Source organism: Amycolatopsis sp. NPDC054798 (assembly GCF_053611505.1).
The window spans coordinates 91202-110006 of the sequence record NZ_JBSHAM010000021.1 but is presented as its reverse complement, the minus strand read 5'-3'; the positions used below and the strand labels follow the sequence as shown (position 1 = coordinate 110006).

Genomic DNA, 18805 nt, shown 5'->3' with positions numbered 1-18805 from the left:
GGGTGCATGCGACGCACCCAATGTGGCGTTCGGTGCGTCTGACGCACCCAATGCCACATTGGGGCGCAAGCCCCGCCCTCCTGCCTAACCGCCACTCGCGAACTCAACTCGCCAGCGTATCCAAGCCCAGCGCGCCCACCTGCCCAACCGCAGCCCGCGCTCCCAAACCCACCAGTGCAGCCACACCCGCCCCTGCACCCCGATACGAAGCCAAAACACGGTCTGAGGGGGCTTGTCAAGGCATCTTTCCCGCCTTGACAAGCCCCCTCAGACCGTAGTCACAATCAAGCTTCGGGGTGCCTCACCGCAACATTCTCCCCCGAGCCGAAACCCACCCTCACCGAATATCGTCCCGAGAAACCGTCCGGTACTTAACCAGCCATTCCCCATCAACCCGCACCAACTGATCCTCACACAACGTACTGCAGTGAATCCGCGGCTCCCCACCCTTCCGGGTAGCGATAATCAACGCATAACACCGAGTAAACAACTCATCCTCACTACCCCCCGGCGACACCGTCAGCATCCCCAACCAATGCCGCCGCAACTCATGCACCTCAGCCAACTGCCGATGCGTAGCCGCCGAAGCAGCCGCAATCGCCGCCCGCCCCTTAACCGGCTCCGGCGCCGCATTAGCCTCGAAAACCCCGTCCTCAGTAAACGTAGCCGCCCACTCATCAGTACGAGCCTGGTCAAGCAACTGCATCTGCCACGCGTAATACTGCTGAATCTCCTGATACAACTCAGCCGACACAGTCATACCCGCTCCTCCATCTGAGCTTCCACATCCTGAATATCGTCATGAGTCACCACACGCCCGGCGACCTGCCACCCGTCCGCCCCGCGCACGAGCGTGTCCCGGCAGAACGTCGACCGCCACAACCGAGGCTCGCCGCCAGCGGGAATCTCGGCCACCATCGCGTACAACTGCGTCCGCACCTGGTCCGCGCTGTCCTCGGTGACCACCAGCATCCCGGTCCAATGCCGATGCTGGACCCCGCGCGAGACAACGTCGGCGGCGAGTTTCCGGGCCACCTTCAAAATCAGCTCCCGGCCTGACGCCGGCGCCGGATTGGCGTTGTTCGCGATCGTGGCGTCTTCGGTGAACGTTCGCGCCCACGGCTCCACATCGCCGTCGTCCATCAGCTGCATCTGCTTGGCGTAGAACGCCTGCACCTCTTGGTACAGCTGCATTCCCACGGTTGTCGCCACCGGTGTCCTCCTCGTCGGCCGCGTGTTGTCCGACCGTCGCGCGGCCGGCTCAAAGTCCCCTCGTGGACCACTCGCGCGGGACGGCCGACTGGGTGTCGAGCCGTTTTGGACCGGGCCGCTGGAGGGTGTGCCGAGGCAGTGCCGCGGGCAAGGGCGGGAGGAATCGAGTGCGCGAGATCGAAGCGGACGTGTGCGTGTCCGGTGGCGGGCCGGCGGGCCTGGTGCTGGCGCTGCTGCTCGCGCGGTCCGGAGTGGACGTCGTCGTCGCGGAGCGCAGCGCGTCGCTGGACCGCGAGTACCGGGGCGAGATCATCCAGCCCGGTGCGTTGCGCACGCTGGACCAGCTCGGCGTCCTGGAGGGCATCGGCGGCTACCCGATGCGTCATTTCCAGCTGGTGCAAGGGGACCGCACGCTGCTGGACATCGACTACGCGACGCTTCCCGCGCCGTACGAGCACCTGCTCAGCCTGCCGCAGCGGCTCCTGCTGGAACGTCTGCTCGACGAATGCAAAGCGACGCCGGGTTTCCGTCTGCTCAGCGGCTGCTCGACCCGCGCGCTGCTGGAGGAGAACGGCGCGGTGACCGGGATCCGCTGCGGTTCCGGCGACGGCGAGACGCAGGTGCGCGCCCGCTGGGTGGTCGCCGCGGACGGCCGGTACTCGAAGACTCGGTCGCTCGCCGGGATCGGCTACGACAAGTTTGAGAAGTTCGAGCACGACGTCGTGTGGTTCAAGCTGATCGCCCCGGACCGGCGCACCGGAGCGGTCCGCATCCACCGCACCGCGGCTGACCCGGTGCTGGTGCACGACTCCTATCCGGACCGCGTCCAGATCGGCTGGACGCTGGCGAAGGGCAGCTACAAAACGGTGGCCGCCGAGGGCATCGAGCACGTCCGGGAGCAGCTGATCGCCGCCGTCCCGCAGCACGCGGACCTGATCCGCAACCAGGTGACCGCGCTGTCCGAACTGTCGCCGCTGGACGTGTTCTCCGGCCGGGCGCAGGAGTGGGTCCGGCCGGGTCTCGTGCTCATCGGCGACGCCGCGCACACGCACAGCCCGATCGGCGCGCAGGGCATCAACCTCGCCATCGCGGACGCCGTCGCGCTGCACCCCGAACTCGTCGCCGCGGTGAATGCGGGCGACAACCAGCCCGCCGCTCTAGCCGGTTTCGAGGCCGAGCGACGCGCGGCAGTGGACACCGTCTTCACGCTCCAGTCGAGGCAGAACAAGGGAATGCTGTCGTCCGGCTGGATCGTGGACGCCGTGCGGCCGGTGGTCGCGAAGCTGCTGCCGCACACCCCGATCTTCCGCAAGATCCTCAATCTCGTCGCGTTCGGCGCTCGTCCGCGCGACGTGCGCGTGGACCTGTTCCGTGCGCCGAGCAACCCAGGAGGGACACGATGACCGAACAGAGCCGGGGCGTAGCGCTGGTCACCGGCGGCACCAGCGGAATCGGGCTCGCGGTGACGCGATCGCTGGCGCAGCAGGGCTACCAGGTGTTTTTCTGCGCCCGCACCAAGGAATCCGTCGACGAGACGGTGCGGGACCTGCGCGCCGAGGGACTGGACGTGGACGGCAGCACCTGCGACGTCCGGGAGAAGGACGACATCCAGGCGCTGGTCGCGGCCGCGGTCGACCGTTACGGCCCGATCGACGTCCTGGTCAACAACGCCGGCCGCAGCGGCGGCGGGCAGACCGCCGAGATCCCGGACGAGCTGTGGTTCGACGTGATCAACACGAACCTCAACAGCGTCTTCCTGATGACCCGCGAGGTGCTCACCAAGGGCGGCATGCTGGCCAAGGACAAGGGCCGGGTCATCAACATCGCGTCCACCGCGGGCAAACAGGGCGTGGTGCTCGGCGCGCCTTACTCGGCGTCGAAGCACGGCGTCGTCGGCTTCACCAAGGCGCTCGGGTTCGAGCTGGGCAAGACCGGCGTCACGGTCAACGCGGTGTGCCCCGGTTACGTGGAAACCCCGATGGCACAGGCGATCCGCGGCCGTTACGCGAAGGCCTGGGACACCACCGAGGAAGCCGTGCTGGAGAAGTTCACCGCGAAGATCCCGCTCGGCCGGTACTCCACTCCGGAGGAGGTGGCGGGCCTCGTCGGCTACCTCGTCACCGACACCGCGGCGTCCATGACCGGGCAGGCGATCAACGTCTGCGGCGGGCTTGGCAACTACTGAGAGGACCGAGCACGTGGCTGCACCACTGCGGATCTACGAGACCGAACACAAGATCGACGTCGCCGCGCCCGCCTCGGCCGTGTACGCGCTGCTCGCCGACGTGACCCGCTGGCCCGTCTACTTCGGACCGACGGTCTACGCGCGCCAGCTCGAACAAGACGGCACCACCGAGCGAATCCGGTTGTGGGCCACCGCGAACGACGAGCCCAAGACCTGGACCTCGCGCCGCGACTTCGACGAGGGCGCCCTGCGCATCGACTTCCGCCAGGAGGTTTCGCAGCATCCGGTCGCGTCGATGACCGGGGCGTGGAACATCCAGCCCGGCGGCCCGGGTTCGTGCACCGTCGTACTGGAACACGCGTTCAGCGCGGTGCGCGACCTGCCGGAGAACGTCGAGTGGGTGAGCAAGGCGGTCGACCGCAACAGCGAGCACGAGCTGGAGAACCTCCGCACTATCGCGGAAAGCCTTGCCGAGACTGAAGAACTCACGACGGTTTTCGCCGACAGCGTCGACATCAACGCGGACGCGGCGTCTGTCTACGACTTCCTCTACCGTTCAGACCTCTGGCCGGAACGGCTGCCGCACGTCCAGCGCCTCGACCTGACCGAGGAAACCCCTGGTCTGCAGGTCATGGAGATGGACACCAAGACCGCGACCGGTGCCGTGCACACCACGAAGTCGGTGCGCGTGTGCTTCGACGACGAGCACGCCATCGCGTACAAGCAGCTGGTGCTGCCCGCGCTGATGACCGTCCACAACGGACTGTGGACGATCGTGCCCAACGCGGACGGAAGCGTGCGCGCGACGTCCGAGCACACCGTGGTGATCAAGCGCGACGCGGTTGAGCAGATTCTCGGCGAGGGAAAGACCGTCGAGGACGCGAAGGCGTTCGTCCGCAATGCCCTGGGCACCAACAGCTCCGCGACGCTGAACCTCGCCAAGGCCTGGGCGGAGGAACGCGCCGATGGCTGACGGTGTCCTTCCGGTCAAGTCGCTGCTGGACACGCCGCTGCTGCCGGATGCGCTGCGCATCCTCGCGGAGAACAGCCCGAATCAGGTCGCGGTGCGACTCGGCGAGACAGCCTTGACGTTCGCCGAACTCGACCGTGCCGCGTCCGGCTTCGCCGCCGGGCTGGCGGATCGGATCGGGTCGGCGGGTTCGGTCGTCGCGATGTCCTCGGTGCTGCACCCGGAGTTCGCGATCGCCTACTACGGCACGTTGCGCAGCGGAAACGTCGTGCTGCCGTTGAGCCCGCTGCTGCGGGAAGGCGATCTCGGCCGGGTGCTGACCGAGTCGTCCGCCGCCGCGGCGGTGCTGAACGACTCGATGACCGCGGCCGTCGCCCGTGCCTCCGCGACGCCGGACCACCTGCTGTGCTTCGGGAATCCGGACCGCCCGACGTCGGTCGCCGCGCTGGCAGCGGGCCCGGCCGGCTCGCCGATGGAGCTGGAGCCGGACGCGGTCGCGTGCATCCACTTCACCAGCGGCACCACCGGGCAGTCCAAGGGTGTGCGGCTCACCCACCGCAACATCGCGGTCAACGCGGTGCAGGTCGCCGAAGCGCACGGGGTGACCGGAACGTCGGTGACGTTCAACCACCTGCCCAGCTACCACCCGATGCACCTGAACTCCGCGTTGATCGCCGGTGCCACCCAGGTGCTGTGCCTGGTGCCGGACCCGGTCGCCACGATTCCGCTCGCCGCCGGGGTGACGCACTACTACTCGATGCCGTTCCGGCTGGCCCGGCTCGCCACCGATTCGCGGCTGGCGGAGCTGAAGCTGCCCGGCTGCGAGGTCATCCTGTCCGGCGGTTCGGCGCTGTCCCCGGTGCACGCGGAAATCCTCCGCGAGCAGTTCGGCATCCCGGTCGTGCAGGGTTATGGCCTCGCCGAAACCGCGCCGCTGGTGCTGTCCGACGGCTCGGCCGCGCCCCGGCCAGGTTCGGTCGGCCAGGTCGTGCGCGACACCGAGGTGCGCGTTGTCGATCTGACGACCAGGGAGCCGCTGCCGACCGGCGAACGCGGCGAGGTCGAGGTGCGCGGCCCGCAGGTGATGCGCGGCTACCTCGGCCGTCCCGACGGCGACGGCATCGGCTCGGACGGCTGGCTGCCCACCGGGGACGTCGGCTGCCTGGACGAGGACGGGTACCTGTTCCTGGTCGACCGCATCAAGGACGTCTTCAAACGCGACAACTGGCTGATCTCGCCCACCGAAATCGAGGCTGAGCTGCTGCGCCACCCCGGTGTGGCGGACTGCGCGGTGGTCGACCAGCCGGACGAGTTCGCCGGCGCGGTGGCGGCCGCGCTGATCGTCCCGGCGGGCGACGACTGGGTGCCGCGCGCGGGCGAGATCGCCGCGGAGATCAACGCCGCCCAGCCGTACTACAAGCACATCGAACACGTCGAGCTGACCAGGGCGATCCCGCGTTCGCCCAACGGCAAGCTCGTCCGCCGCGAGTTGCGCGAGGCGCTGTCCTCCGTGCGCGGCAGCCAGAATCCCGGAACCGCACTGCTAGGAGCCGATACCGTGGTCACGTTCATCAGCAAGTTCACCGTCAAGGGCGAGCCGGAAGAGTTCGAGAAGGTCTTCACCGAGCACGCGCAGTACATGGCCGAGCAGCCCGGGTTCGTCGCCTACCAGATGGTGCGGTCGCTGCGCGATCCCAAGGTGTACCTGAACATCGGCCAGTGGGTCGACGCGAACGCGCACAAGGCAGTCGTGACCAGCCCCGAATTCCAGGCGCACGTGAAGAAGTTCGTCGAGCTGGTGGACGTCGAGGCGGACCTGTACTCGACGGTGTCCGAGGCCTCGGCGTGAGCGATCTCGGTCTGGCCGGCCGCAGCGTGCTGGTGGTCGGCGCCACCAAAGGGCTGGGGCTGGCCATCGCCCGCAAATTCTGCGCGAGCGGCGCGCACGTGCTGCTCGACTACGCGCACGACGACGAAGCCGCCAAAGCCGCGCTCGCGAGCCTCGAAGGTTTGCCCGGCTCGGCGTCCCTGATCCGCGCCGATCCGTCCACTGAGGACGGTGCGGCGCAGTTGGTCGCAGCCGTTGCGGCGGCTGGCCGCGGTCTGGACGTCTTGGTGCACAACGCCGCGTCGTGGCATCCGATGCCCGCCGCCGGCGCTGTTGTTGCCGACTTGCACACCGACGTCTCCGCCGCGCTGGATCCGTTGCTGCGCTTGGTACCCGCGCTTCTGGAACACCTGAAGCCGGGCAGCCGGGTGCTCGCCGTCTCCAGTTCCGGCGCGCAGCGGGTCATTCCGCGCTATGTCGCGCTGGGTGTCGCGAAGGCTGCGCTCGAATCGCTGGTGCGCTACCTGGCGGTCGAGCTGGCTCCGCGCGGGATCACGGTCAACGCCGTCACGACCGCGAAGCTCGACAAGGGCGAGGAAACCACGCAGCCGGAAATGGTGCAGGTGCTGGCGGCACGGACCCCCGCCGGTCGCCTCAGCACTCCCGCCGATGTCGCCGATGTCGTCGCGCTGCTGAGCGCACCGGAAGCCGGCTGGATCCATGGCCAGGTGATCACCGCAGACGGCGGGCTCAGCCTGCGGTCCTGACTAGAAGGAGAAATCCGTGCAGCTGATTGACTTGTCCTCCCCGATCGACCCGCAGGGGTGGGAGCCGGAGCCGCTGTCGCTGGTCACCATGTCCGCGCAGGACGGGGCGAAACACCTGGTGTCGGAAATGCGCGAGCACTTCGGCATGGAACTCGACCCGGAGGTGTTGCGGGACGCCGAGTTCCTGACTAACGACACCGTCTCGCTGACCACGCACACCGGCACGCACATCGACGCGCCGGCGCACTACGGCGACGCCACGTCTTACGGTTCGGCCCCGCGCACGATCGACCAGATGCCGGTGGACTGGTTCCACCGCCCCGCCGTGGTACTGGACTTCACCGGCCGCGCGCCGGGCGTCATCACCGCGGACGACGTGCGCGCCGAACTGTCCCGAGTGGACTATCAGCCGAAGGAGCTGGACATCGTCCTGCTTCACACCGGAGCCGACCAGCACGCCGGCACGCCGAAGTACTTCACCGAGTTCGTCGGCCTCGACCAGTCCGGACTGGACCTGTTGCTGGACTTCGGGGTCCGGGTGATCGGCACGGACGCGTTCAGCCTCGACGCGCCGTTCACGCACATCATCGAGACCTACCAGCGGACCGGTGACAAGTCGGTGCTGTGGCCGGCGCACATGCGCGGACGCGACCGGGAGTACTGCCAGATCGAGCGGCTGGCGAACCTCGGAGAACTGCCGCGGGCGCACGGTTTCACGCTGTCGTGCTTCCCGGTGAAGCTGGCTGGCGCCGGCGCCGGTTGGGCTCGCGCGGTCGCTATCGTCGAATAGCTTCACACGAGAAAGGCCCCGCGAGTCTTCTCTCGCGGGGCCTTTCTTTTATGGCGTTTAGTCGGCCCACTCGGGCTTCTCAAGCAGTTCGATTACCGCGCTGCTCCATGAGAATCCCGCACCGACGCCCATCAGCAGACACGTCTGTCCCGGCCGAAGGCCGCCGGTCCGCACGAGGTGTTCCAGGCTGACGATGTGGTCGCCCGCCCCGAGGTGGCCGATGTGGCTGTCGAAGTCCCACGTCGTCCGCTCCAGCGGAACGTCCATGTGCCGCAGGTAATTCGACACCAGCCGCCGCCTTCCGAAATGCGGCAGCACCAGTCGGTCCACATCGGACAGTTCCAGCTCGGCGTCGCTCAGCGCGCGCTTCAATGCCTCCCGCTGCCCGTCGAGGATGGCAGCGAGAGTCTGTGACATCCCAGCCTCGGCGACGTATGATCTTTTGTGCGCGTCCAGATCGACCAGCTGCCGGTCGCTCATCGCGACTTCGCCGAACGCCGCCCCCGCCCGGTGCATGCCTTCCAGCTCCGGCCCGCCGACCACCGCCAGGCTGCGCAGCCGCGCGAACCCGCCCACACTGGACAACACCATCGCCGTCCCGCCGTCGGCATACGCCGTCCCCGGATCGCTGTGCCAACGGTCGAAATCGGGCCCGTCGAAGCGATCCGCCGCGGTGATCAACGCCGCCTGCCGCGCCGGGTCTGCCAGGAGGTAGCTGGCCGCCAGGTCGAGCGCCGCCATCCCACCGTTGGAAACCTGCCGCACCTCGATCGCCGGACAGGTCCCGCCGACCGCCGCCCGCTGGACGTACGAGGCGGGTGACCACAGGTCGTAGCCCTGATGGAACAACGTCGCGTGCAGCAACACCGCGATGTCGCCGCGCGCCACTCCGGACCGCCCCAAGGCGACCCGCGCGGCCCGAGCCGCCATCTCCGGCGGCGCGATCCCTTCGGGCGCGACCAGGACGGATTCCATCTCGCTTTTGCGCGCCGTCTCGGCCGAGCATTGCCCGCTCCGCACCGCTTCGGCGGTCGTCGTCGCCGGTGGCAGCCAACTCCCGAGCCCGGCGAGGTACAGCCCGTCGAATCTCATAGTGGCCACCCTTCCGGCCGGGTCTCGACAGTGTGTGGGAACGGACTCGACCTGGCAGTCCAGCAGGGGTCGAGCCGCCGTCGACCGCCGTGCCCGACGATCCGGTTCCGGCTGTCGCAGGCGGAAGGAGTTCGTTGATGACCGAGGTCGCACTGCTGTTCCCGGGCCAGGGCTCGCAGCACGTCCGAATGGCCGCCGGCCTGTACGGTCACGACGAGGTGTTCACCGCCGCGGTGGACGAGGTTTTCGCCGCCTTGGGCCCCGACGGCTCCGCCGTCCGCGCCGACTGGCTCACCGACTCGCCGGTCGTGCCGCTGGACCACGTGACCCGCTCGCAAATCCTGCTGTTCACGGTGGGGCATGCCTTGGGCCGGATGGTTCTTTCGTGGGGCGTGCAGCCGGTTGCCCTGCTGGGCCACAGCGTCGGCGAGGTGGCCGCGGCGACGCTGGCTGGCGTCTTCGAGGTTCCCGCCGCTGCGGAGCTGATGTGGCGTCGGGTGCAGGAGCTGGCTTTGGCTCCCGCTGGCGGAATGCTGGCCGTGGCCGCGACAGTCGACGATGTCGCTGGGGTTCTGACTGATGAGGTAGTGATCGGTGCGATCAATGCTCCTCGGCAGTTGATTCTCTCTGGCCCGGAAGCGCCTTTGGCGGAGGCAGCGGCGAAGTTGCGTGCCGATGGACGCACCTGTCTCCGTGTTCCCGCGACGTCGGCCTTCCACAGCCCGGCGTTGGCTGAGGCTGCCGCGCGGAGCCTTCCATCGGTGGCTGCTGCTCAGCCTTCGCCGCCGAAGATCCCGATGGTGTCGGGTTATACCGGCCGTCGTCTTACTGACGCCGAGGCGACTGATCCTTCTTACTGGGCCTCGCATCCGGTTGAGCCGGTGCGGTTCTGGCCTGCGTTGGGGACGTTGCTGGGGGAGGACTCGCCGCTTTCGGCCGAGGGGCAGCGGGTGCTGGTGGAGACGGGGCCGTCGCAGCTGCTGGCGAAGGCGGCGCGCAGCCATCCGACGGTGCGGGCGGGGGAGGCTTCGGTGCTGGCGATGCTGCCCGCTCGGGCTGGCGGTCCGGAGGCGGATCTTGCTGCGGTGGCGGCTTGTCGGGAGAAGCTTGGGGCGGCCGGGTGAGTGGTGTTGCTGGTTTGGGGGCCTGGTGTGGTGACGGCTTGTCGTGAGCCGGGGTGAGTGGTGTGGTTTTGCTGGTTGGGGTGGACGGGCCTTGTGTGGCCACGGCTCGTCGCGAGGCGTTGAGTGCGACTGGGGCGGGCGTTGCTGGCTCCGAGGGCCTTGTTCGGCGACGGCTTGGCAGGCGAGGTGCTGAGGCGGGCGATGCTGGCTCGGGTGGTTAGGCCTTGCGCGGTGACAGGTTGGCTGGCAGATGCTGGGTGCGGCTGAGGCGGGTGTTGCTGGCTGAACCGTGCGGTCGTGGCTGGCAGGCGCTGGGTGCGGCCGAGGCGAGCGTTGCTGCCTGAATCGTGGGGTCCGGCTGGCAGGTGCTGGGGCGAGCGGTGCGGGTGTCGCTGGCTGATTCGTTGTGGTGGCGACTTGGCTGGCGTTGGGTATGGCTGAGGCGGGCGATGCTGGCTGGCTCGTGCGGCGGCGACCTGGCAGGCGTTGAGTGCGGCTGAGACGAGCGATGCAGGTGTCGTTGGCTGTGACTCGTGCGGCGGGCTTGTCGGAAGCGGGACCTGCGGCGAGCAGCCCTCTGCCGTCGCGAGGAGCGGCAGGAGGGCTGAGCGCGCACCGGCGCGTCGAATGCGGCCGGAGAGCGCTGTGCACGATGGCGGCCCGGCAGCCGACACCACGCGATGCGGCAGCGACTGGCGGCCCGCGAACGCGCGTCTTGAGGCGTCCCCATCCGGGCCTTCGCGGTCAGGTCACCCATGCGGGTAGTGCGGCGCAGGGTCGTCCGCGCCTGTTCCGGCTGAGTTGGCATCGGCGTAGCGGGTCGTTCACTGAGCGGTGTTGTGCTGTCGAAAGGCTGCGGCCTCACTCGGGCGCAGCGGTTTCCGAGGCGCAAGGCGGTGGTGACGCGATGTGGCTGGTCGAGTGTCCGTCATTCTGGGATCAGGGATTGATTCGCCCGCTCGTCACCGAGCACGGCAAAGTCGTGCTGATGTGCGATTCCTGCACCGCGGTGTGGCGAACCCCGTCCGGCATTGACGAATTCGACCACGTCGAGCCGGAAGCGCCCGAGTGGTCCATCGGCTCGGACACGCACGTCCGGCCCGGGACGACTCGCTGGGCCGAACTCGCCGACGTCACATCAGCGGGCTGGGGCGACCTCAGCTGGCGCGAACTTCCCTGAGCCTCGGCTCGACAGCGGTTCCTGAACGCTCGCGGGAATCGGTGCGTTCCCGGCGGGACGGCCGCAACGCGAAGCCCCCTGACCTTGCCGACATCGGGCTGAACCGGCGCGTTCGTGAGCCGATTGTCTGCGGCACGATGTCTCCCTGACGCTGCCGACGGTGGTCTGAACCCGCGTGCTCGCAGCCGATAACCGCAGTCCGAAGTCTCACTGACCCTGCCGACGCTGCGCAGCAGAACGACGTCGTCTCGAACCTGCTGCCGAGTGGGCTTCCCCGCGCGCCGTCTCGACCGGGCCCGGCACGCCCCTCCCTGCCCCGCCGCGCTTCTGGAAATCACCCCTCGCCGCGTCCAGTAGTCAGTGTTACTATCTACCGGTACTCAGCAACACTGACTAGCTGAAGGGCGTTCGATGGGCAAGCAGGCGACGGAGATGCTCAAGGGGACCTTGGAGGGCATCGTTCTCGCGATTCTTGCTGGACGGCCCGCCTACGGATACGAGATCACCGCCTGGTTGCGCGAACGGGGGTTCACCGATCTCGCCGAGGGCACCGTTTACGCGTTGCTCGTGCGGATCGAGCAGCGCGGGCTCGTCGACGTCGAGAAAGTGCCGTCGGAGAAAGGGCCGCCGCGGAAGGTTTACTCGTTGAACGCTCCTGGGCGGGCGAGTCTTGACGAGTTCTGGCGGAACTGGCGGTTTCTCTCGGACCGGCTCGAACAGCTGCGCAAGGAGGGAATGGACCATGGGGAATGAAGGCAAGAGCAAATATCTCCAGTACCTGGAGGTGGTCACCGGGCCGCTGGAGGACAAGAAGCGGTACCGGCGGTACAAGGCGCGCGTCGAGGAGCTGCCGCCGGATTACCGGGCGGCGATCAAGGCGTTGCACCGGTACGTGCAGTACTTCGGGCCGGGCACGGCGGAGGGGCATCTGCGGATGCTGGACGACCTCATCGACCTGTTCGAGCAGAGTGTGGCCAACGGGACGAGCGTGCGGGGCATCGTCGGTGACGAACCGGTCGAGTTCGCGGAGGAATTTCTCCGGAGTTACCCCGAGGGGAACTGGATTTCCCGGGAACGGACGCGGCTGACCGAATCGATCGACCGCGCGGCAGGCGGTGCGGTATGACGAAGCCGGCGATTCGAGTACGGGGGCTGCAGAAGTCGTACGGGAAATTGGAAGTTCTGCGCGGGGTCGATTTCGAGGTGGCGCGCGGAAGCATTTTCGCGCTGCTCGGATCGAATGGCGCGGGCAAGACGACGGTCGTGCGCATTTTGGCCACCTTGCTCAAGGCGGACGCGGGGGAGGCGGAGATCAACGGGTACTCTGTCGCTGGCCAGGCGGCGGAGGTGCGCGAGTCGATCAGCCTCACCGGGCAGTTCGCGGCGGTCGACGAAATCCTTACCGGGCGCGAAAATCTGGTGCTGGTCGCCAAATTGCGGCATCTCAAGAACTCGGGCGAGATCGCCGACGAGTTGCTGAAGAGGTTCTCCTTGACCGACGCCGGGGCGCGGAAGGTGTCGACGTACTCCGGTGGCATGCGCCGTCGTCTCGACATCGCGATGAGCCTGATCGGGGACCCGCAGGTCATTTTCCTCGACGAGCCGACCACCGGGCTCGACCCGCAGGCGCGCAACGACGTCTGGAAGGCGGTCGAAGAGCTCGCCGATCAGGGGGCGACGGTGCTGCTCACCACGCAGTACCTGGATGAGGCCGAACACCTCGCCGACCGGATCGCGATTTTGCACGAGGGCCGGGTGCTCGTGAACGGCACGCTGGACGAGCTCAAGCAGCTCCTCCCGCCGGCGAAGGTCGAGTACGTCGAGAAGCAGCCGACGCTGGAAGACGTCTTCTTTTCCCTTGTCGGCACCGGAAACCAGGGGGACGGACAATGAGCAGCCATTTCGTCGCGGACAGTTCGGTCCTGTTAGGACGATCGCTGCGGCACATCACCCGCAGCCTGGACACGATCATCACCACGACGATCACGCCGATTATCATGCTGCTGCTCTTCACCTACGTCTTCGGCGGCGCGATCAACACCGGCTCCGAGTCGTATGTGACCTACCTGCTGCCCGGCATCCTCCTGATCACCATCGCCTCCGGCATCGCCTACACCGCGTTCCGGCTCTTCCTGGACATGAAAGGCGGCATCTTCGAACGCTTCCAGTCCATGCCGATCGCGCGCTCGGCGGTGCTGTGGGCGCACGTGCTCACCTCGGTGATCGCGAACTTGATCTCGGTCGCCGTGGTTGTGCTCGTCGCGTTCGCGATGGGTTTCCGCACCAGCGCGGGGCCGCTGGCGTGGCTCGCGGTGCTCGGCATGCTGGTCCTGTTCACCCTGGCGCTGACCTGGATCGCGGTGATCCCCGGCCTCACCGCCAAAACCGCGGACGGCGCGAGCGCGTTCTCCTACCCGCTCATCTTCCTGCCGTTCGTCAGCTCGGCCTTCGTGCCCACCGGCACGATGCCCGGCCCGGTGCGTGCGTTCGCCGAACACCAGCCGGTGACGTCGATCGTCAACACCATTCGCGACCTGTTCGCCGAGCGTCCGGTTGGCAGTGGCGTCTGGACGGCGTTGGCGTGGTGTGTCGGGATTCTGGTGGTGGCGTATGTGTTCGCGAACATGATTTATCGTCGCAAGATCTCTTGAGTCACCCGAGCGCGCACGGTTGCGTGTGGTGCTTGTCTGCTGCGGCCGGTTTGGTGAGTGCTTTGGTCGTCGGTGCGGTCTTCGCCAACGTCGTCTCCTGACTCACCCCAGCGCCCACAGCCGCGCGTAATGCCCGTCCGCCGCGACCAGCTCGGCGTGCGTGCCCTGTTCGACGATGCGGCCGTGGTCGAGCACCACGATCCGGTCCGCTTTCGCGGCGGTCGCCAGCCGGTGTGCGACTACGAAGGTGGTGCGGCGCCGGGCGAGGTGTTCGGTGGCGCGCAGGACGGTGGCTTCGGTGGCCGGGTCCAGGGCGGCGGTGGCTTCGTCGAGCAGGAGGACGTCCGGGTCGACCAGTTCGGCCCGGGCCAGCGCGACGAGCTGCCGTTGCCCGGCGGACAGCGAACGGCCGCGTTCGCCCACTGGTTGCCGGAAACCGGCGGGCAGCGCGGCCACTCCGTCCAGCGCGCCGACTGCGCGCACGGCGGCCTCGACCTCCGCGTCGGTGGCTTCGGGGCGGCCGTACCGCACGTTGTCCGCGACGGTGCCGGAGAACAGGTGTGCTTCCTGCGGCACCACGCCCATCCGAGCGCGCAAAGCGGGCAGGTCGTACTCGCGTACGTCGATCCCGTCGATCAATACCGAGCCGCCGGTGGCGTCGTAGTAGCGCGCGACGAGCTTTACCGCGGTGGATTTGCCCGCGCCGGTCGCGCCGACCAGCGCGACGGTTTCGCCCGCCGCGACGTCGAGCGTCAGGTGCTCCAGTGCGGGCTTTTCCGCGCCGGTGTAAGAGAAATCGACGTCCTTGAACTGCACTTCGCCGGACAGCCGCGCGGGCAGCGCGACCGGCTGCTCAGCCGGGGGCACCGACGTCGGCGTGCGCAGCAGGTCGCCGATGCGGCTCAGGCCGACGCGCGCCTGCTGGTAGCCGTCGAACACCGACGACAGTTGCTGGATCGGAGAGAAGAACTGCTGCAGGTACAACAGGAATCCCAGCAGCACGCCAGCTTCGAGCGTGCCGCCCGCGACGCGGTGTGCGCCGACGACCAGCACGGTGGTGGTCGCCAAATCCGAAAGCAGCGAGACAAGCGGGAAGTACGTCGCGATGTACCGCTGCGCGCGCAGCCGCGACCGCCGGTAGTCGTCGCTGCGCGAAGCGAACACCTCCGCCGAGCGCTCTTCGCGCGTGTACGCCTGGGCGACGCGCAGACCGCTGACGTTTTCCTGCATGTCCGCGTTGACGACGCTCACCTTCTCGCGCGCCTCGGTGTACGCGCGTGAGGCGACCCGCCGGAACACCAACGTGGCGACGAGCAGAATCGGCAGCATGGCCAGTGCGTACACGGCCAGGGCGGCATCGGTGACCAGCAGCGCGACCGTGATGCCCGCCAAGGTGAGCGCACTGACCACCGCGGTGGCGAGGCCGGTCTGCAGGAACGTGGACAAAGCGTCGACGTCCGTGGTCATCCGGGTCATGATCTTCCCGGACAGCTCGCGCTCGTAGTAGTCCAGCCCGAGCCGTTGCAGGTGCGCGTAACTGCGCACGCGCAGCGAGTACAGCACCGTCTCGCCGACGCGCGCGGTGAGCCGCGTCTGCCAGCGCACGACGAACCAGTCGGCCGCCACCACCAGTGCGCCGATCCCGGCCAGCAGCCACACCACGCTCGCCACTCCCGGCAGCACGCCGTGGTCCACCCCGCGCTGGTACAGCGCGGGCAGCGCGAGCGAGGCCAGCGCGTCGGCCGCGACCAGGCCGATCACCCCGATGAGCGGCCACCGCACCGGGCGCAGGATCCGGGACAGCCGGAAACCGGGATCCGGGGCTGTGACGTCCACATCGGACAGTCGCGGCCGGTCGGTCGCCGGCGGCAACCGGCGCACGCCTTCCAGCAACTCCGGGGTCGGCGGCACATCTGCGCCGCCGCTGCCGGCGAAGCCGCTCCCACCGCCTGGCACCCCGCCGCGGGACTGCGCGGCCTCGGCGAGAGCGTCGACCTCGTCGCGTTCGTCGTGCGGCCACAGCACCTCCGTGATGCCGTCCGCGCCGGGCTCAAGCTTGTCGCAACGGTGCGGCTTTTCGACGTCGTCGCCCGGCCCAGCGACCAACTCGCGGAACAGCGCGCACCGCGCCAGCAGCTCCTCCTCGGTGCCGACGTCGACCACCCGGCCCTGATCCATCACCGCGATCCGGTCGGCGAGTTGCAGCGTCGACCGCCGGTGCGCGATGAGCAGCGTGGTGCGTTCGGCGGTGACCGCGCGCAGCGTGTCGTGGATCGCGGCTTCGGTGACGGTGTCGATCGCCGAGGTGGCGTCGTCCAGGATCAGCACGCGCGGATCGGTGAGCAGCGCGCGGGCGAGCCCGAGCCGTTGCCGCTGCCCGCCGGACAGCGTGAGCCCGCGTTCGCCGACCTCGGTGTCGTACCCGTCCGGCAGCGCGCGGATGAACTCGTCCGCCTCTGCCGCGCGAGCGGCCGCGTAGACCTCCTCGTCGCTCGCGTCCGGACGGCCGTAAGCGATGTTGTCCCGCACCGACGTGGAGAACAGGAACGCTTCCTCGAAAACCACGCCGATCGCCTGCCGCAGTTCCTTCAGCGGCACGTCCCGTACGTCCAGCCCGCCGACCCGCACCGCGCCCGAGTGCACGTCGTAAAACCGGGGCAGCAACATGGAAATCGTGGACTTCCCGGACCCCGCCGTGCCCACCAGCGCGAGCGTTTCACCGGGACGCGCTTCCAGCGTGAGCCCGTCGAGGACCGGATCGCTGCGGGTGTAGCCGAACTTCACGTCGTCCAGTTCCACGCCCAGCGTGCCGGGAGGCAACGGCCGTGCGTCCGGGCTGTCGGCGACCTCCGGCTGCGCGTCGATCAGCTCGTACACCCGCTCCGCGCCGGCACGCGTGAGCTGCGCCTGCACCACCAGACCGGACAGGAACCGCGCCGGGCCGATCAACGCCGCGAGATAGGTGGCGAACGCGAGGAACGTGCCGAGACTGATCTGCCCGTTCAACGCCAGCACGCCGCCGATCGCCAGCACCGCGACCTGACCCGCGGCAGGCAGTGCCGACGTGGTCGCCGTCGGCAACGCGGACAGTTTCGCCGCGCGCAACCGCTCCGCGAAAAGCTTCCGTGCCGTGCGCTCCAGCCGGGCGACCTCTCGCGCCTCCTGCCCGAAACCCTTCACCACGCGCACGCCGGTGACAGTTTCCTCGACCTGCTGCGCGACATCCGCCGCGCGCTGCTGCGCCGACCAGGTCGCCGGGAACAACCGCCGCCGGCTCAAGGCCACGACAATCCCGACCGCGGGCGCGACCACCAGCGCGATGAGCGTGAGCAGCGGCGACATCCACAGCATCGCGCCCAGCGCGAGCACCGCGAAAATCACCGACCCCGCCGACAACGGAACCTGCATCAGCAACCCGGTGACCAGCTGCAGATCCGAAATCGCGCGCGACACGACCTGCCCGGTGCGCAACGCGTCCTGCTTCCCGCCATCCAGCCGCGACACCGCCCCGAACACCCGGTTCCGCAGATCGTGCTGCACGTCCAGCGCCAGCCGCCCGCCGACATACCGGCGCAGGAACGCCGACCCGAACGCGACGACCTGCAACGCCACCAGCGCCGCCGCGAGCCCGGCCAGCTGCGAAGTGTGCCCGGCCACCGCGTCGTCCACCGCCGACCGCACCAGCAACGGACTCGCCGCCTGCACGCCCACGCTCAGAATCGCCGCCGTCATCGCGAGCACGACAACGCCGCGGTGCTCCCAGCAGGCAGCGGACAACCGGCGCACCCAGCCGACCGGTCGGGGCGCCGTCTCAGCAATCGGACGGTCTTGACGCGCAGGCGTCGCAGTGGTGGTCACATCACAAGGTTAGGGAGCGGCACCGACAATTTATTCCCGAGCGAGCCGCCGCCCCGGATCAAACGGGCACAACCGGCGCTGCCGGGCGCAGAGGTGACGAACGGCACGCCAGCGAGTTTCGAAGGACCCTGGAACCCGCGCGGAGCAGGGAAACCCTGCCCCCGGAAGCAAAGGTGAAAGGTTGAACGTTCACCTGGTCGCGGGTGAGAACCCCGGCGAAATCCACCCCCGGACGAGCGCGCCAGCCGAATGTTCTTTAAGCTAGTACCCGGCGACCCGCTCCCAGTGACCCCCAGGCTGGTTGAGCGGGTCGCCCCTTCTGGCCCCTCCCTGCTCGCGCGTGGCCGCGCTTCGCTTGGAAGGGGCGTCGTATTGCCCGGGGGGCCGAGCCCCCCGGACCCCCGCGGTGCTTGATGGTGGCGGTTGGGTTGTGGGTGGGGCGTTCGCGGCGGGCCAGTGGGGGCGGGGTGGGTTTTGTTGCGGGGTAGGCGAATGCGGTGTGTGGCGGGGGTTGCGGGTCGGGACTGAATCAGTGTGGGGCGGACAGGGCGCGCAGGTTTGCTACGAGGGTGTCCGCGAAAGCTTCGTTCAGTGCGCCCTCGGGGAGCAGCAGGCGGGCGTAGCAGGCGCCCCACAGTTGATCGACCAGCACCTCGACATTTACTGACGCTGGCAGTTGCCCGCGTTCTTGGCCGGCGCGCAGCAGTTCGGTGGCTCCTTCGCGGCGGGGCCGGGTGTAGATGTCGGAAATCTCGCTGGCCAGCGCCGGGTCGTGCTGGGCGGAGCCGAGCAGCCCGGCGACCATCGCGCCGAGGCGGGGCTCGGACAGGTTGGCGACGAACTCCCGCAGATAGGTGCGCAGGTCGGTCCACAGGTCGCCGGTCGACTCGGGGCGCAGTGAATCCGCGTAGGTGTCCTCGAACGCGGCGAGCGCCAGCGAGGCGGGCGAGCGGAACCACTTGTACAGCGTCATCCGGCTCACCTCGGCGCGGCGCGCCACCTTGTCGAAGGTGACCTCGGAGACGCCGTTCTCGCGCAGCACCGCCGCCGCGGTTTCGAGGATGCGGCGGCGCACCTCGGCCGACGGCGGGCGGCCCCGTCCGCGTTTGGCCGGTTCGGAGTCGTTGCGCGCCATGGGACAGCAGCCT

Annotated in this window: 17 protein-coding genes; 12 read left to right on the top strand and 5 right to left on the bottom strand. The window is 68.6% G+C overall.

Annotation, left to right across the window (positions count from 1 at the left end):
* Positions 1 to 337: 337 nt before the first annotated feature.
* Positions 338 to 760, bottom strand: a complete 423-nt coding sequence (locus ACWGIC_RS16110) for a nuclear transport factor 2 family protein (protein ID WP_452076699.1) — start codon at positions 758 to 760, stop codon at positions 338 to 340.
* Positions 757 to 1212: a nuclear transport factor 2 family protein gene (locus ACWGIC_RS16105; RefSeq protein WP_452076698.1), complete on the bottom strand. Its 456-nt coding sequence runs from the start codon at positions 1210 to 1212 to the stop codon at positions 757 to 759. The genes ACWGIC_RS16110 and ACWGIC_RS16105 overlap by 4 nt, the downstream gene beginning before the upstream one ends.
* A 167-nt stretch (positions 1213 to 1379) precedes the next feature.
* On the opposite strand from ACWGIC_RS16105, the gene ACWGIC_RS16100 reads away from it, so the two are divergent.
* From ACWGIC_RS16100 to ACWGIC_RS16075, 6 genes are read left to right on the top strand one after another with little or no spacing between them, the layout of a single operon-like run.
* Entirely contained in the window at positions 1380 to 2615 is a 1236-nt protein-coding gene (locus ACWGIC_RS16100) for an FAD-dependent monooxygenase (protein WP_452076697.1), read from the top strand.
* Positions 2612 to 3397: a 3-oxoacyl-ACP reductase FabG gene (gene fabG, locus ACWGIC_RS16095; RefSeq protein WP_452076696.1), complete on the top strand. Its 786-nt coding sequence runs from the start codon at positions 2612 to 2614 to the stop codon at positions 3395 to 3397. Before ACWGIC_RS16100 ends, fabG begins: the two co-directional genes overlap by 4 nt.
* Positions 3398 to 3410: 13 nt before the next feature.
* On the top strand, positions 3411 to 4370 hold the full coding sequence (locus tag ACWGIC_RS16090; protein ID WP_452076695.1) for an aromatase/cyclase: 960 nt from the start codon (positions 3411 to 3413) through the stop codon (positions 4368 to 4370).
* Positions 4363 to 6216, top strand: coding sequence for an AMP-binding protein (locus tag ACWGIC_RS16085; protein ID WP_452076694.1), 1854 nt, complete (start codon positions 4363 to 4365; stop codon positions 6214 to 6216). Before ACWGIC_RS16090 ends, ACWGIC_RS16085 begins: the two co-directional genes overlap by 8 nt.
* Positions 6213 to 6962, top strand: a complete 750-nt coding sequence (locus ACWGIC_RS16080) for an SDR family oxidoreductase (RefSeq protein WP_452076693.1) — start codon at positions 6213 to 6215, stop codon at positions 6960 to 6962. Before ACWGIC_RS16085 ends, ACWGIC_RS16080 begins: the two co-directional genes overlap by 4 nt.
* A gap of 16 nt (positions 6963 to 6978) precedes the next feature.
* Entirely contained in the window at positions 6979 to 7752 is a 774-nt protein-coding gene (locus tag ACWGIC_RS16075; RefSeq protein ID WP_452076692.1) for a cyclase family protein, read from the top strand.
* 57 nt (positions 7753 to 7809) lie between these two features.
* On the opposite strand, the gene ACWGIC_RS16070 is transcribed toward ACWGIC_RS16075, so the two are convergent.
* Positions 7810 to 8844, bottom strand: coding sequence for a ketoacyl-ACP synthase III family protein (locus ACWGIC_RS16070; RefSeq protein ID WP_452076691.1), 1035 nt, complete (start codon positions 8842 to 8844; stop codon positions 7810 to 7812).
* Positions 8845 to 8981: 137 nt separating this feature from the next.
* On the opposite strand from ACWGIC_RS16070, the gene ACWGIC_RS16065 reads away from it, so the two are divergent.
* From ACWGIC_RS16065 to ACWGIC_RS16040, 6 genes are all read left to right on the top strand, one after another.
* Positions 8982 to 9968, top strand: coding sequence for an acyltransferase domain-containing protein (locus ACWGIC_RS16065; RefSeq protein WP_452076690.1), 987 nt, complete (start codon positions 8982 to 8984; stop codon positions 9966 to 9968).
* A 946-nt stretch (positions 9969 to 10914) separates the two neighbouring features.
* Positions 10915 to 11148 (top strand): hypothetical protein, encoded by a 234-nt coding sequence (locus tag ACWGIC_RS16060; RefSeq protein ID WP_452076689.1) that lies wholly within the window; start codon positions 10915 to 10917, stop codon positions 11146 to 11148.
* Positions 11149 to 11559: 411 nt separating this feature from the next.
* Complete coding sequence (locus ACWGIC_RS16055; protein ID WP_452076688.1) at positions 11560 to 11901, top strand: PadR family transcriptional regulator; 342 nt, start codon at positions 11560 to 11562, stop codon at positions 11899 to 11901.
* The gene (locus tag ACWGIC_RS16050; protein WP_452076687.1) at positions 11891 to 12274 is read left to right on the top strand and encodes a DUF1048 domain-containing protein; all 384 of its coding nucleotides are present in this window, start codon (positions 11891 to 11893) and stop codon (positions 12272 to 12274) included. Before ACWGIC_RS16055 ends, ACWGIC_RS16050 begins: the two co-directional genes overlap by 11 nt.
* On the top strand, positions 12271 to 13041 hold the full coding sequence (locus ACWGIC_RS16045) for an ABC transporter ATP-binding protein (protein ID WP_452076686.1): 771 nt from the start codon (positions 12271 to 12273) through the stop codon (positions 13039 to 13041). Before ACWGIC_RS16050 ends, ACWGIC_RS16045 begins: the two co-directional genes overlap by 4 nt.
* A complete protein-coding gene (locus ACWGIC_RS16040) occupies positions 13038 to 13799 on the top strand; it encodes an ABC transporter permease (RefSeq protein ID WP_452076685.1) in 762 nt (253 codons plus the stop codon). The genes ACWGIC_RS16045 and ACWGIC_RS16040 overlap by 4 nt, the downstream gene beginning before the upstream one ends.
* A 102-nt stretch (positions 13800 to 13901) precedes the next feature.
* Here ACWGIC_RS16040 and ACWGIC_RS16035 read toward each other — a convergent pair whose 3' ends face one another.
* Positions 13902 to 17618 (bottom strand): ABC transporter ATP-binding protein, encoded by a 3717-nt coding sequence (locus ACWGIC_RS16035; RefSeq protein WP_452076703.1) that lies wholly within the window; start codon positions 17616 to 17618, stop codon positions 13902 to 13904.
* A 568-nt stretch (positions 17619 to 18186) separates the two neighbouring features.
* The gene (locus tag ACWGIC_RS16030) at positions 18187 to 18792 is read right to left on the bottom strand and encodes a TetR/AcrR family transcriptional regulator (RefSeq protein ID WP_452076684.1); all 606 of its coding nucleotides are present in this window, start codon (positions 18790 to 18792) and stop codon (positions 18187 to 18189) included.
* Positions 18793 to 18805: the final 13 nt, after the last annotated feature.